This window comes from Bradyrhizobium sp. JR4.3, assembly GCF_040547695.1.
In the GTDB taxonomy this organism is placed as follows: Bacteria; Pseudomonadota; Alphaproteobacteria; order Rhizobiales; family Xanthobacteraceae; genus Bradyrhizobium; species Bradyrhizobium canariense.
The window spans coordinates 1-13,819 of sequence record NZ_JBEPQF010000042.1; the positions used below are offsets into that span (position 1 = coordinate 1).

Here is a 13,819-nt window from a genome sequence, read left to right on the forward strand (position 1 = left end):
GAAGACACTAGGCTGGAAAACGCCGGCGGAGGCGCTTGACGATCTTCTGTTATGAGTGAAAGTAACTGGTGTTGCGACGACCGTTTGAATCCGCCTTGGCTGCCCCTATCGCTATGATGCACGAGGCCGCCGCGATGGACCGGCGATCGTGCAGGGCCTGCTCCAGCGCATCAAGCACGAAGCCTGCGTGCGCCGTGCGGGAGGCCCGCCAGCTGAGGATCCTGCGGGCATACGCGTCGATCACAAAGGCGACGTAGACGAAGCCGGTCCAGGTCGCGACATAGGTGATGCCGGAGATCCGCCAGGCGGGTGAATAGTTCTCGCTTCTTGGGATCGGTCGCCAGGTCTCGGATCAGCGCGCACTCTGTCGCATCCTTGCGGAGCTTTGAACTGAGCCTGCATGTCTTTCATTGCAGCTACTCCGCTCCCGAAGGAAACCGTATAGCCAATGTGCGAAAGCGAACAGATCTGATTGCCGAATTTTCCTAGGCTCCGAACGCTTGGCCTCCCAAGGTCCAAGCACCTCCAGCGGCCCCGGCCCACGATCCCCAAAAGCCCCCACGGCCGGGGCCGTCTTTGCCCCGGTCATCGATATTACATGGCGGCGACCAGCAGCCCGGAGCAATTGAAGTCGGGTCGCACATCGGCAGCGCGCCTGCCGCTAGACGAAGCGCCCCTCGTTGTCGGACTTCTTCGTTCCGGGGCCGGAACTGAACTTACCTTGTTCGGTTTTGGATTCGCGTTCATGGCACAAGGAATGGCTCCATGTCTCAGCGACGCCGCAGAGTGAAGCACAACCGGTCTCTTGAAGAACGCTTGGGACGAGCACGCCACCCAGCTCAAAGAACAAGCTGCCCGGCTCCCCGCTGGTGCTGAGCGCGAGCAGCTTCTCAGGAAGGCGCGCTTAGCTGCGACGAGCGCGCATCTGAGCGATTGGGTGACCTCGCCTGGTCTGCAACCCCCGGAGTAAGCCGCGTACGGCGCATGGAGCGCTCCAGCTCGTGGATCTGGGTCTTCGACCGCCGGACAATGTCGAGCGCGACGGTCTGATGGGTGTCGCATCCGAAGCACTTTACCTCAAGGTTGGCATTTGGAGAATCAATCCGCGATGGGGCACGAATTCGCGAGAGTATCTGTTCGGGGCTACGGTGCGTATCCTGGCCGAACGAGCCCGAGATGCCCGCAAGGACGCGGACGGCCTCGCTTGTCAGGCATGGACCGTATGTTCGGCTTCCAGGGGCCGGCGCAGCCCTCCCCAACCCTTGGCGACGCCCTGAACGCCGGCTGCCGCTTGGGTTCATGCCCCGAGAGGATAGATCATTGGTGGGACATCGCCAGTCCGGCGGACCGGACCAGGAACTTGCGAGCAAATATCAGATTGGCTTCGGCTGGCCCCAGTCGAACGACGTGCCATCGACCCAGATGCAGTGGAGAATCACGGCGATCTTTCGGGCGATGGCGACCTTTGCCTTCTTCATGCCGATCCGCTTAGCGAGCTTTATGCCCCAGGCCTTTAGGGAACACCACTTTTTGGTTCGATAAAGAAGGACAGTGGCGGCCTCGAACAAGTAAGTTCGGAGAAGCCGGTCGCCCCATCGAGATATCTTTCCGTTGGTGTCGGTTTCGCCGGATTGGCTGCGCCTCGGCGTAAGGCCGAGGTAGGCGCCGACCGTCGAAGCCGATCGGAAGCGAGCTGCGTGCGCATGCCGAGCGTCGATGCAGACCACCGGAAGCTCAACCCTGCGGAGTTCATGCCATAGCCAACTCGCCATCGCACCGGTCTCGAAGCCGATACGCTCGGCATGAGGCGCATGTTTGTTAAGCAGGTCAGTCAAGGCACCAGGATTAGACTTGGCTTTCCCTTCGAAGATTACTTGACCAGTCTCGTTGACAACGCACACAGCGGTTTCTCTCTGTGAGACGTCCAGCCCGACGTACTGCTTCATGGGTGAGCTCCTTCGAATCATTTGATTGCGAGGGCTCAACGATAACGGAGGTTACGTCATCGTTTGCAAATTTGACCCCTCATCGGCGTCCAAATTTTGGACGCCGATCCCCCGGCTTAAGGGGGCAATATTGCAAGCCGAATGACAGCCACCGCGCGTACTTCCTTGTCGCGGGTCGATCCGCGGCGCGAGTCGCCCCGTGTTGGAGGCCCTCCCAACAGCATGCACTTCGTCGAGGATACTCCATCCTCCGAATCGCCTTGATGGCATTCGTTCTTTTGCGGCTCAGCCGGATTGCTACGGATGAAATCTACGATCTCCGTCGCAAGACAGCGTCTCGCATGCACAGGCGGAGGTTTGTCGGCCTTTGCCGAAGAGCGGACTAACGTCTGAATGCGAGGCATGTCGGCTTGTGGACCCCGTAGCGGACGTTCGCGACTGGCGATGAGCGCGTCTGCTTGGCCGAGTCAGCCGCAATGTCCCTGAACGACGCTACCGCTCGCCCGCATTAGCCTTTCTTCGCCCTAAGGCCATAATGCCGAACTTTAGCGGCTGTCCAAAGCTGGACCGCCATCACGCAAGTTGTGCCAGCTATCACCCTAAGGAATGCGTTACAGGTTGGGCAGTCGTCCACGCGCCGGCCGCAGCATCGGACAGCAGGTACTTTAATACGCCACGGAGCGCCGTTCAGTTGAATTATAATAGCCTCCCGTATGTCACGGTTTGGCATATAAGGAATCTTAACAACTTCAGCGCGTAATACGTTTGATTTGACGTGACGATATTAAAATGAATTTGGGGCCAGCCAATGAGGGCAGTTTCTGCGGCCGATCTCATTACTGAGTTGGATGCCACCATCGCGAGGAGCTCATCCGAACGTTGTGCGCGCATGCTCTGGCGCACCACCGAGCTGCTCGTCGACGGTAATAACCGATTGCAAGAGCCGCAGGTCGGCCTGCTTGACGACGTTCTAATTCGCTTAGCACCGTGGATTGCGCCGGGGACGCTCGCCGAGCTCAGCACGACGCTCGCCGAGCTGGGTACTGCTCCGATGAAGACCCTGCGACGTCTCGCCTCGTGCAACGATCCGGCGGTCGCAGTCCCGATCCTTATGAAATCTCCCGCCCTGTCGCCGGCTGATCTGGTGGCGATCGCGACGTCCGGCAGCGAGGATCACCTTCGCGCCATTGCTGGCCGGCGCAGGATCGAAAGCCCCGTGACTGAGGCAATATTGCAGCGCGGCAACAGCAAGACTTGTCTGGCCGTCATCGGCAATCCGGGCGCTGAATTCTCAGGCGCGGCCTATGCCAACTTGGTCCGTAGGGCTGTGGAGGACGACGAGATCACGAAAGCGCTGACGCTGAGGCCAGACACCCCGGACATGGTGGTTCGGGAGCTGCTGTCGGCATCGCCACGGCCGGCGATTAAGGCTTCCAACGCAGACGCGTCCTCGCAAGTATTAGCGACAGCGAAGCGACCTTACGACACTGAGTACGCCGCTGCGAGGCCGGAGATCATATCGCTCAATCGGAGCGGAAAGCTGAGCGACTCGACTGTCAATCGGTTCGCGATCCGGCGTGAGACAGCCAACCTGTTCACGGCGTTGTCGGTGCTGTCGGCAGCACCGATTGAGGCCATCGAGCAGGTTATGGCAGACTCCGGTTACGAAGGCCCAGTTATGGCGTGCCGGGCATCGCGCTTGAATTGGCAGACCACGCTGGCCGTCCTCAACACTCGCGGCGCGGGGCTTTCACTAGGCGAGCGCGCACGAGCTCAGGAGCTGTTCGAAACGCTTCATCTCTCGACCAGCCAATGGTCCGTTCGTTGGGGAGAAATCTCCGCGGGCGCCCACGGTCGCACTGCAAGACCGGCAGGAAACCAATGAAATTCGACGGTCGCAAGGCGCCTCGGGTGCGCATGGACAACAGACAGCCCGTGAACTTGATGGGCTCCGACGGCACTTGGCGGCGAAGCTGCGTCTTGCTCGATATCTCGAACACCGGCGCCAAGATCGAAGTCGAAGGGTCGCTCGATGTTCTCTCGGCCAAGGAGTTCTTCATGCTGCTGTCGTCGACGGGACTGGCCTATCGACGCTGCGAGCTGGTCTGGATCGACGGAACCACGGCTGGCGTCCACTTTATCCAAGCAAATGGCAAGAAGACCCAAACGACAGCGACCGACAGAGGCGCGCACAAATCAACTTGAGCCGAGCAGTCTCGTCGAAGTGAGCCAATGACCTTGGACCACCGAAGGCCATTCAGCCCGGCACCCGACGAACGAAGGCACCAGTCATGCTCGTGCACGTATTGGCCGACACTTCCGAGAAGCTCTTCGGACTCTGCTCGCTTTTTGGAGGGCAGTTCACCGTTGCCGGCGAGCGGCTCGATGTAGAAGCAAAGCTTCCGCACGCTGCTGCTGCGGTCGTCGTTCGTGCCGACCTGCGGGCGGTCGAAAACATTGCGGCGCTGAAAAAAAGAGCTGCGCGGTTCGCCATAGCAAAGAAGCGCATCTTCCTTGTCGAGCAAACCTCCCACTTTTGCATCTCGCAAGCTTATGCGCTGGGCGCAACGTTGGTGTTGCCTGGCAAGATCGAGGCAGCCAAGCTCCTGGCCGCTTTGGTCGATCCAGCCGCCCACGGAACTGGGTCGACGAGCGGCATCTCGAAGTCTGACAATGCGGTTGAGGCCGCAGCAACCGCCATCGCGTCGATGTTCACTTCGATCACCCTCGGGGAGCGGGTCGACGTCGCTGGTCCCAAAGATGCCGGCCGCAAGATCACCAACCGGATTTCCGAGCATGGGCTATCAGAATGGCTGGCCACGGTGCGGCGCCATCACGAGGGAACGTTCCAGCACTGCCTGCTCGTGACCGGCGTCGCGGTCGATTTCGGCCTCAGTCTCGGTTTTCGTAAAAGTGACCTTGAACGGCTCTCCACCGCTGCCATGTTCCACGACATAGGCAAAGCGAGGGTGCCCTTGGCGATCCTGGACAAGCCAGGACGCCTCGACGACGACGAGCGAGCGTTGGTCGAAACTCACCCGGCGACGGGTTACGATGTGCTGAAGGGGCACGGGGACATCTCACCGGAAGTCCTCGATGCGGTGCGGCACCATCACGAGTATCTCGATGGCAGCGGCTATCCTGACCGCCTCTGCGCGAAGAGCATCACCGACATCGTTCGCATTCTCACCATTTCGGATATCTTTGCGGCGCTGATCGAACACCGGCCGTACAAGGTGACAATGCCGCGCGCGGCAGCGTACGAGATTATCTGCGGTATGAGGGGAAAGCTGGACAGGGCGCTAGTCGCCTCTTTCAAGGATGTCGCGCTTACCAGATGAATTCTGCTCGAACCTGTGCAGGAATATTCCACGTCTCCACTCAAGGCGTGATCGGAGGCGGTCTCATTTCCATGCACTTCGGCTTCTGGCCGCTAAGCCGAACGGCGTTTAAGTGAATGCAACGTCCACTCTTGCCGGTGATCCGGACGTCGAGCCGCGCGTGCCTCGACCGTCGCTTTTTGTCCCTGAGCTGAAATAGGTCCGCGAGTGCCGAGGTTCGATTTCCACCTTTTCTCGCTCCTGTCCCGTCGTAAAGTGCTAGGCTTTGCGTGGTCGGTCAGGTTTTCCCGTGAGGGGGCACATGCGACGGCGCGAGTTCATTACGCTTTTCGCTTGCACGGCGGCGACGTGGCCACTCGCGGCGCGAGCGCGGCAACCGGCGAGACTAAAGCGGATCGCCTTCGTTAGCCCGGCTCTCAAAGTCAACGAAATGGGCCTGAGTGGTCCGCCGCAATACCGTGCCTTTTTCGAGGAGCTGAGCCGCCTTGGCTACGTCGAGGGCCAAAACCTCGTGGTTGATCGCTACTCGGGAGAAGGTCGACCGGAACGCTATTCCGAATTGGTTCGGGATGTGATCAACACACATCCCGACTTGATTTTAGCGGTGGCCGCGCGTCTATCGCTGGATTTTAAAATGGCGACGACGACAATTCCGATTGTGACAATAGTCAACGACCCGGTTGCCTTGGGACTTGTGGCCAGCATCGCGCGGCCGGGCGGCAACATCACAGGCGTCACCATCGGGACGGAATTGGAACTCATTGGAAAGCGGATCGAGCTACTGGTCGAGGCGATGCCGGGACTGTCCACTCTCGGTTACCTTGTGTCGCGATCGTACTGGGAAGACATGAGAGGTGCGGCAGCGCGCGAGGCAGCCCAACGAGCGGGTGTTTCGCTGAAGGCCGCCCTGCTGGACAGCGGCTTCTACCAGACAGAGTACCAGCGGATCTTCAGTTCGATGGAACGAGCAGATGCGCTCATGGTGTCAGATGAGGCCGAGCATCTCGCCAGTGGCGCGGCTATTGTTGAACTAGCCGCGGCGGGCCGCATTCCCACAATGTACGCTTACGGCGAGTACGTGCGACTCGGTGGACTGATGGCTTATTCGATTGACCTACCAGAGACCTTTCGGCGCCTCGCCAGCCTCGTCGACAAGGTTCTTAAAGGCAGCAGTCCCGGAGATATCCCCTTCTACCGACCGACCAAATTCGAGCTGAGTATCAATCTCAAGACTGCGAAGGCGCTCGGGCTCGCACTGCCCGCGATGCTGCTCGTCCGCGCCGATCAAGTTGTCGAATGACGTCGCTTGTTGGCCCTTCACCGAACTAGCGGCGCGCCTCGATGAGGTCCGCTTATTGAGGCACGGCGGACGGGATTCGCTCAGCTTGAGTTCTTCGCATCTTGACCCAAGGCGGACTCCCGCCCTTCCAAGCGAACTGCCATCCATCCGCTACGTCGTAAGCGGCGGCGATTTCTCATCAGGTTACCGCGTTTTCCATTACCATTCTCAGGAGATCATGGTTTTCCCGCCGATCGTGCTTGCCCCCGGTTTGATCCTGATCGAGTTCAGGAACGTTGCGGCCGCAATCATGACCAAGATGCCAGCGAGACTCAGCGTGATCTGCATGGCAAGCCTATCCGAGATATCTATCAGTACTATGCGGCCGGCAAGCGCCAGCAGGACGCCGAGGCAATAGATTGCCAGGGAGTTCTCGCCACAGCGGATCGCCCCACGCATCACCGGAGTCGTAAGCCAACGCCAATCGCGAGGCACGACCCACGCAACCAGAATCGCGAGAGCAACAAAATGCAGCAGCCGCAAGGGCGAGAGATTCGATTTGTCCAGCAGGTAAGCCAGCTCCGCCAGCATTTGTGGGACCAGGGGTCTAATGCTCCAACTGAATGCGAACGTCAGGCCAAAAACCAAATAGAGAATGGCAATTGCAAGCGCCGTGCGCGAGGTCACCCACGGCCAGAACGTCTTGCCCTCGATGACACACCAGGCACCAAGAACAACCAGCAACTGCCAAGCCAGCGGATTGAAGAACCAGACGTCATTGGGCCATGCCGGGACGGACCAACCGAAGACGTGCACTAGCGCATAAAGCAACAGTGACGCGCCAAGCATTACATTCGGCATTCGCAGCATCAGCCACAGCAGCGGGGCGAATAGAAGATGATAAATCACGAAGAGCGGCAAGACATCGGAGTTGACTGGGCGGTATTGCAGGATCGCTGCATGCGCGAGCGCCGCGCCCGGCTGCTCCAGCAGAATGCGCGTGTTGCTTTCGTCGGCAATCGTGCCGCCACCGGCGAGGTAAACCAAGATGGCGCAAGCGAGAGTGAGCAGCAGAAATGCCGCATAAATGTCCCAGCTTCGCCACAGCGTACGGCTGACCACACTCGCCCAACCATCGCACCGACTTGCCTTGCCGTAAGCCAGCGCGCAGGTCACACCCGAGAGGAACATGAACACTTCCGCGGTATCACTAAAACCATAATTCCGCAGCGTCAGCCAGCTTCCGATGTTGTTGGGGACATGGTCAAGAAAGATGCACCATAGCGCGATACCACGGCACGCATCGATGCGGAGGTCCCGACCAGACCCTTTCAGCACTGGGAGGGCGCCCGCCAATGACTGCGCAGGATTCGCTGGCAGCTCGGATTCAAGTAGTGGCTGCTGACCGCGTAACGCCTTGCTTTCGATCTCCGCCAGCATCCGGCGGAAGTCTGGCGAGGGCATGTCGCGATGTTTGCCGATGTCAACAGGCACATCACTTTCGGGACGCCCGCGCATCATCGCGCGAGCCGCGGATAGATCGGTCGAACTGATCGCTACCATCTCGACGACAGAGCTACGTGGCGGGCAGGCAGCATCATCCTGGTAGCGACGCACCGATAGAGCGGCATTGACGAGCCTTCCATCAACTCTTCGTCGGTAATGACTTCATACGAGCCCGCCGGTAACAGCCGCTCGATACTCGCGATCCGGAATGGACACTTGAAAACCACTGTTTCACGTCGCGATCGGACTGTCATCGTCATTCTCGCACATTGGTTACGGCACGCCGCTGCCAGGAGAATAGGCACCACGCTGACTATTGATTCTAATGTCTTTCTTTATTTGCTCCGTCTTGTCCGTCTCGCTGTCGCGCGCTCAAAAAGAGACCAGCGGCGTCAGTAGCAATTGCAGCGGGAGTTACTCGCCACCATCTTCGAGCACGCCGTTGCGAGCGATGGAGCCGGCCACAATTTGAAGCGAAGAACCAATCGTCCAACAGACTGCGATCAGAACGATCGAACCTTCAGATACGACCTGATCAACGACAATCATGCTGACAGACAGAAACGCCGCAATCGCCGCAACGAATGTACCTGCCGCACTGAAGATCTGAGCCGCATCGGTGCCACGGTTCCGCTCTTCCGGGAGTCTCGAAGTCGCTCCCTGAACAGGACGGCCAGGCAGATCGATGCCGATATAGAAGCTGAAAGCTCCGTAGAGCATCATCAACAAGATGAACCAGCCGCTTCCAAACAGTTCGTTTTCCAGGCGCATCAATGCTGCGGCCACGTACAGGCCGCACGAGCCTCCAACCGTAGCGAGTCCAATCCTTTCAAACAGATGCGCCGATTTGATGAGAGCAGAAGGAGCTACCCATATGGTCGCCGCGACATAAGTATGCTTTGCCACAGATAATGCGCTGGGAACTACATTGCTAATTTTCATGTTGTTCCTCCCTTAACAGGTAGTCTACGGCGCGCGACGCGGTCAGCAGTCCGCACGCGTGGGTGCATTCACGTGTTTGGAACAGCAATTTTGAAAAAGTTTTGCCTACCGACGGCACTGGGCTGCCATTTAGATGGAGGCGGAGAGTTCGGCGCGTCGCCGTTTTGGCAGTCTGTCAGGCAAGCAATCCGCTTGACTGCTACGAGGACGCTACTCCGTTTCCGTTCCAAGACCTAATGATTAATGACTGCCGGTCGAGGTGGTGTGAAAATTCCGCCGGCCCACCGTATCGACGAAACTCTCGTGGATTGCGCACAATATCACAGTAGAAAACATTGCGGCGCGATTCTCAACGATGAGCATACCGTGCCTGATCGAACGGCTTGCGGGGCTCGTCGCGTTACCGGCCGCGCGGGAGAAAATTCTCAGCAGTAGTTGGAAATTTCCAGAGGCCGCCGGTGAAGGTGAGCAGGTGCGATATGGCCGCTGTTGGCCCCAAGGCCAAGTGGTCCAATCTGTTAGTTGCGGATCGGACCTGCCGCTCTGAAGCCTGCTTGCGCAACCAATCGCCAAGTATTCTACAGCTGTTCTTCAAGGATCAAGTTCACCGTCTCTTCTTGCCTGCTCGCCTTTTTGACTTCAGAACGTCGGCTTGGCTTTTGAAGGCGCGTGCTAAGGCTTGTAGTTCCTGAGATACCTCAGCATCTGCGACTGCCTTTGCAGCGCGCGCGGCCTTTTCAGCTTGCTTCCGCAGTTGTTTGATCTCCTTCGCCATCGAACACTCCGTTGCGCATCGGACGTTTAGCCGCAGATAATCATATCATCCCGCCGCCCGTGGATAAGTCGGGTGTCAGGGTTAGACCGGACCCGGCAGAGCGCAAGGTTGGACCGCCCCTCTGGACCCCAAACCGACGTAGCGCCCCCGAACGTTCTTGTTCTGGCTGCGCCTGCTAAGCCTGAGCTTTCGATAGGGCATTCAGCAAGTCATCCTGTGCGAACGGCTTGCGCAAATAGGCGATGCATCCGGCGTCCATCGCCTCATTGCGCGTGGCCTCGTCGTCGCTCGCGGTCATGAAGATGACCGGCCACTTCGATCCCGATGCCGCAAGCCGGCGCTGCAGCGCGATCCCCGAAATTCCCCCGAGGTGAATGTCAAGCAGCAAGCAGGTTGCCGTCTGCACGCTGTCGCTCTCAAGCAACGCCTCGGCCGAGGCGAACGTCCGGCTCTCAATGCCGTGGCACGCCAACAGCCGCGCCACGCTCTTCAGAAGGCTCGCATCGTCGTCGATCACGACCACAACTGTCCGCTGCGCCATCATAGCCATGTCCAGCCTGCCTAGGCGTATATGGCCCCCAAGGGGTAGGCCAATCCCTTGATCTGGATCACGGAAAGTCTGCGGGCGCTGATGTCATCACTGGGCCTTGCGACGCGCAGTGCGACTGACCACTGGTAAGTCGTGCGACATGCGGATCTTTTCTTTACAGGCGTCTCTGGTTGCTCGAATATCTTCTGCGGTGGGTCTCAGGGTATCCACCTGGTGCCCCCTCCACATCTGTTACAGGTAGGGAGGCTTCTATGATCCTATTCAGGATAGTCTTCGCACTAACCGCTATCTTGGTAAGCAGAGATGCATTTGCGGAGTCAGGGATGTGGATCGGGACAGCCCCATTTTGCTATGGGTCGCCAGCAGACTGCACTGATCTGGGAATGACATACGTGAAGAGTGATTCAAAAGGGAACGGTGGCAAATGCTGGACTGGAACGAAAGTGTATTGTTCAGGTTATCCCGCCCCTGAAATTGCATTCATGGGTTATGATGCTTGTGACGGTTTTCAATGTCATCGAACGATGTGCGGTTACAATCCCAGTCCGGGTCCGAGGGTAATCGCAAGTGAGTCTTGGTTCTTCTGTCCTGTCTGCGTCAGTGCAAATGTTAGAACGATCATGAGATTGAACAAAGTTCCTAGCGCACAGATTGCGCGTGCTTGTCCGTGGCGATATTTCTAGGTTCGTGATCATCGGGCAGTGCGTAGGTCAGCCACATGATTCCCTTTTTCTCCGATGCAGGTCCGATCCTCGTCGCCGCCGTTGTGCTTGCAATCGCGGCATTTGGATAGGTAGTCACCTAGCGTGCGGAAGATTGATGCCCGGAGCGGCATCGCTCGAATTTCCACCGACGTTCAGCGTCCGCGTCGACTGGGTGATCGAACAGGTTGGCTACTTCCGGTATTGGCCGATTTTGTTGCAGAAGTCGGCCGTTAGCGATGGATCGTTCGGCCATTTCTCTAAGGACGACCGGCTTTGATCCGCCGGCCCTGACGCTCTCTACGCAACTCGAACGCTACGCAATGCACAGAGCCCGAGCGGGTGGTGGACGAGCGCCCAGCGACGCGAGCCGCCGCAGGTTCTGGGCGATGGCAGCAAGAACAAACTCGTCCTGAGCGCCTTTTGGTCCCCGCAGTCGAAGCCTACCGAGCTTCAGGATGCGCTTCAAATGTGCGAACCGCATCTCGACCTTCTTGCGCTCACGTCGTGACTTCTCAAAGTCTTCGGTGTCGGCAATCGACCGGGCAACGTCTCGGGCGTATTCATGGATGTCGCGCGGGATCTTGCGCGACGGTTCTTTTGGACAGCACTGCGATTTAAGCGGGCATACATCGCAGTCGAGCTTGCTTGCTCGATACAGCAGCGTCTTGCCTTCATGCACGGTACCGCTTGTCCCAAGCCGCTTACCACCCGGGCAGTGATAGACGTCGCCGGCCGGGTCATATCGAAAGTCGCTCGGCGAGAAGGTACCGTCATCCCGCTTCGACTTATCGAACACAGGGATATGCGGCCCGATGCCCTTCTCCTCGACCAGCCAGTTCAGCATCGGAGCAGCCCCGTATGCGGTATCTCCGATAAGCCGTTCTGGCTTGAGACCGAAGCGCTCCTCGGTCCGTTCGACGATGGTCTTTGCTGCGCCGACCTCGGCCTGGCGAATGGCGCGGGAGGCCTCGACGTCAACGATGACACCGAACTTCACGTCGATCAGATAGTTATCGGAGTACGCGAAGAATGCCGCCCCCTTGTGAGCCCCGGTCCATTGCGCTGCCGGATCGGATGGCGAAATAAACTTCGGGACGACATCGCTGGCGGCGCCCCACGCCGTATCGTTGAGGGTCGCCAGATACTCCTTCACCGCGCGTCTAGACTTGGCTGGATCGCGATCCCTGTGCCAGCGCGCGGTGCCTTCCTTGACGGCCTTGTAGGTCTTTATCTTTCCGGCTGGTAGTTCCTGGATGTGCGAATAGCCGGCGGCGCGAAGCTTAGCGATGATCTCCTCCGACGTCAGGCTGAGCGCGGACGAGGATCCCCAACCCAGTGCGAGGGCAGTCATGATGAAAGATCGCAGCACTTGTCCTCCTTGCGCACTCGCCGCCACCGGGTTGGCCCGTTAGCCTAACTGGCTTCAGACCCCGAAAGCGCCTCCAGCCCGTGTCTATCGCCGCGATGTCCTGCTCTATCTGGGCAATCGCCAGCCTGCAATCGAAGCCCTCCCAGGCCTTCAGGTCGACCACCAGGCGCTGGCGGTGCATCCCTAGATCCTTGGGCGACCTAGTAAGCACGCCGCACTACTCGGGGCAGAGACGGCAGTCTCAGAGAAAACCGGTGGGCAAGCGCGAGCACTGCGGCTTCGTCGGTTTCGAGCGCGATCTTCTGGGCGAGCATCACATCGCCAGCCGCCAGAGGACGTTCGGGAACGAAACACCAGCCGATCGCGGGCTGCCCTGATGCGTCGAGCTCTACAACATTGCTCAGGGTACCATATTGAACTCGATATCGTCTGCCGGTGTGAGAACCGGTGACTTCGAAATAGTTGTTGGCATCGAATTGCGCGCGCTGCTCTGGAGATAACCAATCCCGCAGCAGACGCCGCGAACGCGCTTCCGGGCCATTTTGCTCGGTGAAGCTCCGATAAAGCTCACGGAGGGCGCGGAAGCGCGTATTGTTAGCGTCGCTGCGTCTGGACAGAAACATCGTCGCATCGCGATAGCTTAGCCGCCGACGAGACGCGGATAGAATAGCGTCTCTTCCGCGGTGGGATCAAACGACCGTGTGACCTTCAGTTCACTGCCCGCCTTTCGCGTCGCGGCAGTAAACCCCTGATTGGTGAGCTGCTTAAATCGCCGTTCAGCCTCGGCGAGCCCCTTCGGATCAGTTTGTTCAAAGAAATGTCTGCTTTCGCCTGTGTGGTCCATCACGATCTGGGTATCCATGGAAGAGAACTCCGCAATGCTAGGCCTCTGATGAGGAAGGAAACCTCGCGGCACCAAAAAGTGTTCCTAAGCTCGGCATGACTGGCAGTTCTTCTGGCGACGCTCGAACTCCACAAATACCTGATCCGCCGCCACTAACGCCGGCACGGATCGGCGCGGTCGATCCGCCGCGACCCGACCCGCGCCAACGCGTAAGGCGCCGATCTCGACCGTTTCACGACGTCGCGTACCAACCGTCAGGAAATGGAATGAGCGGCCAGTGCGTGTTTTCGGCGTTGTCTTTCGCGCGGCGGGTTTACTCGCAGTTGTAATATCGGAGGGGCAGTCCTCCACCTCAGCATCCCTCGCCGGGCTGCGCTCGGCGGACCTCAAATCGATTTGCATGAACAAAGCTCCCCACCGGAAGCGCGGTTAAATTTGCAGGGTTCAAAAGTCGATCAAAACTTAATCACCCCGAGAAGATATCGGGTCGCCTTGGTTAGCGATAGGAGCGCGAACCTGACTTAGTTGGTGGGCAGCGCTATCGGGCGTTGCCGCGCGGCCAA

The 13,819-nt window shown here is 58.8% G+C and carries 10 protein-coding genes and 5 pseudogenes; 5 read left to right on the plus strand and 10 right to left on the minus strand.

Annotated elements, in window-relative coordinates; genetic code table 11:
• Positions 1-95 precede the first annotated feature (95 nt).
• Positions 96-298: pseudogene (locus tag ABIB91_RS36445) on the minus strand (DDE-type integrase/transposase/recombinase); the annotation flags it as partial.
• A gap of 799 nt (positions 299-1,097) precedes the next feature.
• On the opposite strand from ABIB91_RS36445, the pseudogene ABIB91_RS36450 reads away from it, so the two are divergent.
• Positions 1,098-1,285 (plus strand): annotated as a pseudogene (locus ABIB91_RS36450) (hypothetical protein); the annotation flags it as partial.
• 88 nt (positions 1,286-1,373) lie between these two features.
• On the opposite strand, the pseudogene ABIB91_RS41820 reads toward ABIB91_RS36450, so the two are convergent.
• Together ABIB91_RS41820 and ABIB91_RS41825 are read right to left on the minus strand one after the other, a co-directional pair.
• A pseudogene (locus ABIB91_RS41820) lies at positions 1,374-1,691 on the minus strand (transposase); the annotation flags it as partial.
• Positions 1,692-1,700: 9 nt separating this feature from the next.
• Positions 1,701-1,967, minus strand: a pseudogene (locus ABIB91_RS41825) (IS110 family transposase); the annotation flags it as partial.
• Positions 1,968-2,754: 787 nt separating this feature from the next.
• Between ABIB91_RS41825 and ABIB91_RS36460 the strand changes: the two are divergent.
• The 4 genes from ABIB91_RS36460 to ABIB91_RS36475 all read left to right on the plus strand — a co-directional run bounded on the left by ABIB91_RS36460 (position 2,755) and on the right by ABIB91_RS36475 (position 6,587).
• Positions 2,755-3,831 (plus strand): DUF2336 domain-containing protein, encoded by a 1,077-nt coding sequence (locus tag ABIB91_RS36460; protein ID WP_354171655.1) that lies wholly within the window; start codon positions 2,755-2,757, stop codon positions 3,829-3,831.
• Entirely contained in the window at positions 3,828-4,151 is a 324-nt protein-coding gene (locus ABIB91_RS36465; protein ID WP_354129119.1) for a PilZ domain-containing protein, read from the plus strand. The genes ABIB91_RS36460 and ABIB91_RS36465 overlap by 4 nt, the downstream gene beginning before the upstream one ends.
• An 86-nt stretch (positions 4,152-4,237) precedes the next feature.
• Positions 4,238-5,287, plus strand: coding sequence for an HD-GYP domain-containing protein (locus tag ABIB91_RS36470; protein ID WP_354171658.1), 1,050 nt, complete (start codon positions 4,238-4,240; stop codon positions 5,285-5,287).
• Positions 5,288-5,588: 301 nt separating this feature from the next.
• Positions 5,589-6,587, plus strand: coding sequence for an ABC transporter substrate-binding protein (locus ABIB91_RS36475; protein ID WP_219681342.1), 999 nt, complete (start codon positions 5,589-5,591; stop codon positions 6,585-6,587).
• A gap of 207 nt (positions 6,588-6,794) precedes the next feature.
• Here the strand turns inward: ABIB91_RS36475 and ABIB91_RS36480 are convergent, their stop codons facing one another.
• The 7 genes and pseudogenes from ABIB91_RS36480 to ABIB91_RS36510 all read right to left on the minus strand — a co-directional run bounded on the left by ABIB91_RS36480 (position 6,795) and on the right by ABIB91_RS36510 (position 13,274).
• Entirely contained in the window at positions 6,795-8,183 is a 1,389-nt protein-coding gene (locus ABIB91_RS36480) for an OpgC family protein (RefSeq protein WP_354171660.1), read from the minus strand.
• Positions 8,184-8,486: 303 nt separating this feature from the next.
• Positions 8,487-9,014: a hypothetical protein gene (locus ABIB91_RS36485; RefSeq protein WP_007601733.1), complete on the minus strand. Its 528-nt coding sequence runs from the start codon at positions 9,012-9,014 to the stop codon at positions 8,487-8,489.
• A gap of 604 nt (positions 9,015-9,618) precedes the next feature.
• A complete protein-coding gene (locus ABIB91_RS36490; RefSeq protein ID WP_198288278.1) occupies positions 9,619-9,789 on the minus strand; it encodes a hypothetical protein in 171 nt (56 codons plus the stop codon).
• 175 nt (positions 9,790-9,964) lie between these two features.
• Positions 9,965-10,339, minus strand: coding sequence for a response regulator transcription factor (locus tag ABIB91_RS36495; RefSeq protein WP_007601732.1), 375 nt, complete (start codon positions 10,337-10,339; stop codon positions 9,965-9,967).
• A gap of 1,017 nt (positions 10,340-11,356) precedes the next feature.
• Positions 11,357-12,220, minus strand: a pseudogene (locus tag ABIB91_RS36500) (transposase); the annotation flags it as partial.
• Positions 12,221-12,612: 392 nt separating this feature from the next.
• On the minus strand, positions 12,613-13,035 hold the full coding sequence (locus tag ABIB91_RS36505) for a hypothetical protein (RefSeq protein ID WP_007601728.1): 423 nt from the start codon (positions 13,033-13,035) through the stop codon (positions 12,613-12,615).
• 17 nt (positions 13,036-13,052) lie between these two features.
• On the minus strand, positions 13,053-13,274 hold the full coding sequence (locus ABIB91_RS36510; RefSeq protein ID WP_007601727.1) for a hypothetical protein: 222 nt from the start codon (positions 13,272-13,274) through the stop codon (positions 13,053-13,055).
• Positions 13,275-13,819 lie beyond the last annotated feature (545 nt).

Excerpts from the sequence above, each read along its gene's own strand:
- ABIB91_RS36460 (WP_354171655.1), top strand. The coding sequence starts at position 2,755 with ATGAGGGCAGTTTCTGCGGCCGATCTCATTACTGAGTTGGATGCCACC.
- ABIB91_RS36465 (WP_354129119.1), top strand. The coding sequence starts at position 3,828 with ATGAAATTCGACGGTCGCAAGGCGCCTCGGGTGCGCATGGACAACAGA.
- ABIB91_RS36470 (WP_354171658.1), top strand. The coding sequence starts at position 4,238 with ATGCTCGTGCACGTATTGGCCGACACTTCCGAGAAGCTCTTCGGACTC.
- ABIB91_RS36475 (WP_219681342.1), top strand. The coding sequence starts at position 5,589 with ATGCGACGGCGCGAGTTCATTACGCTTTTCGCTTGCACGGCGGCGACG.
- ABIB91_RS36485 (WP_007601733.1), bottom strand. The coding sequence starts at position 9,014 with ATGAAAATTAGCAATGTAGTTCCCAGCGCATTATCTGTGGCAAAGCAT.
- ABIB91_RS36490 (WP_198288278.1), bottom strand. The coding sequence starts at position 9,789 with ATGGCGAAGGAGATCAAACAACTGCGGAAGCAAGCTGAAAAGGCCGCG.
- ABIB91_RS36495 (WP_007601732.1), bottom strand. The coding sequence starts at position 10,339 with ATGGCTATGATGGCGCAGCGGACAGTTGTGGTCGTGATCGACGACGAT.
- ABIB91_RS36505 (WP_007601728.1), bottom strand. The coding sequence starts at position 13,035 with ATGTTTCTGTCCAGACGCAGCGACGCTAACAATACGCGCTTCCGCGCC.
- ABIB91_RS36510 (WP_007601727.1), bottom strand. The coding sequence starts at position 13,274 with ATGGATACCCAGATCGTGATGGACCACACAGGCGAAAGCAGACATTTC.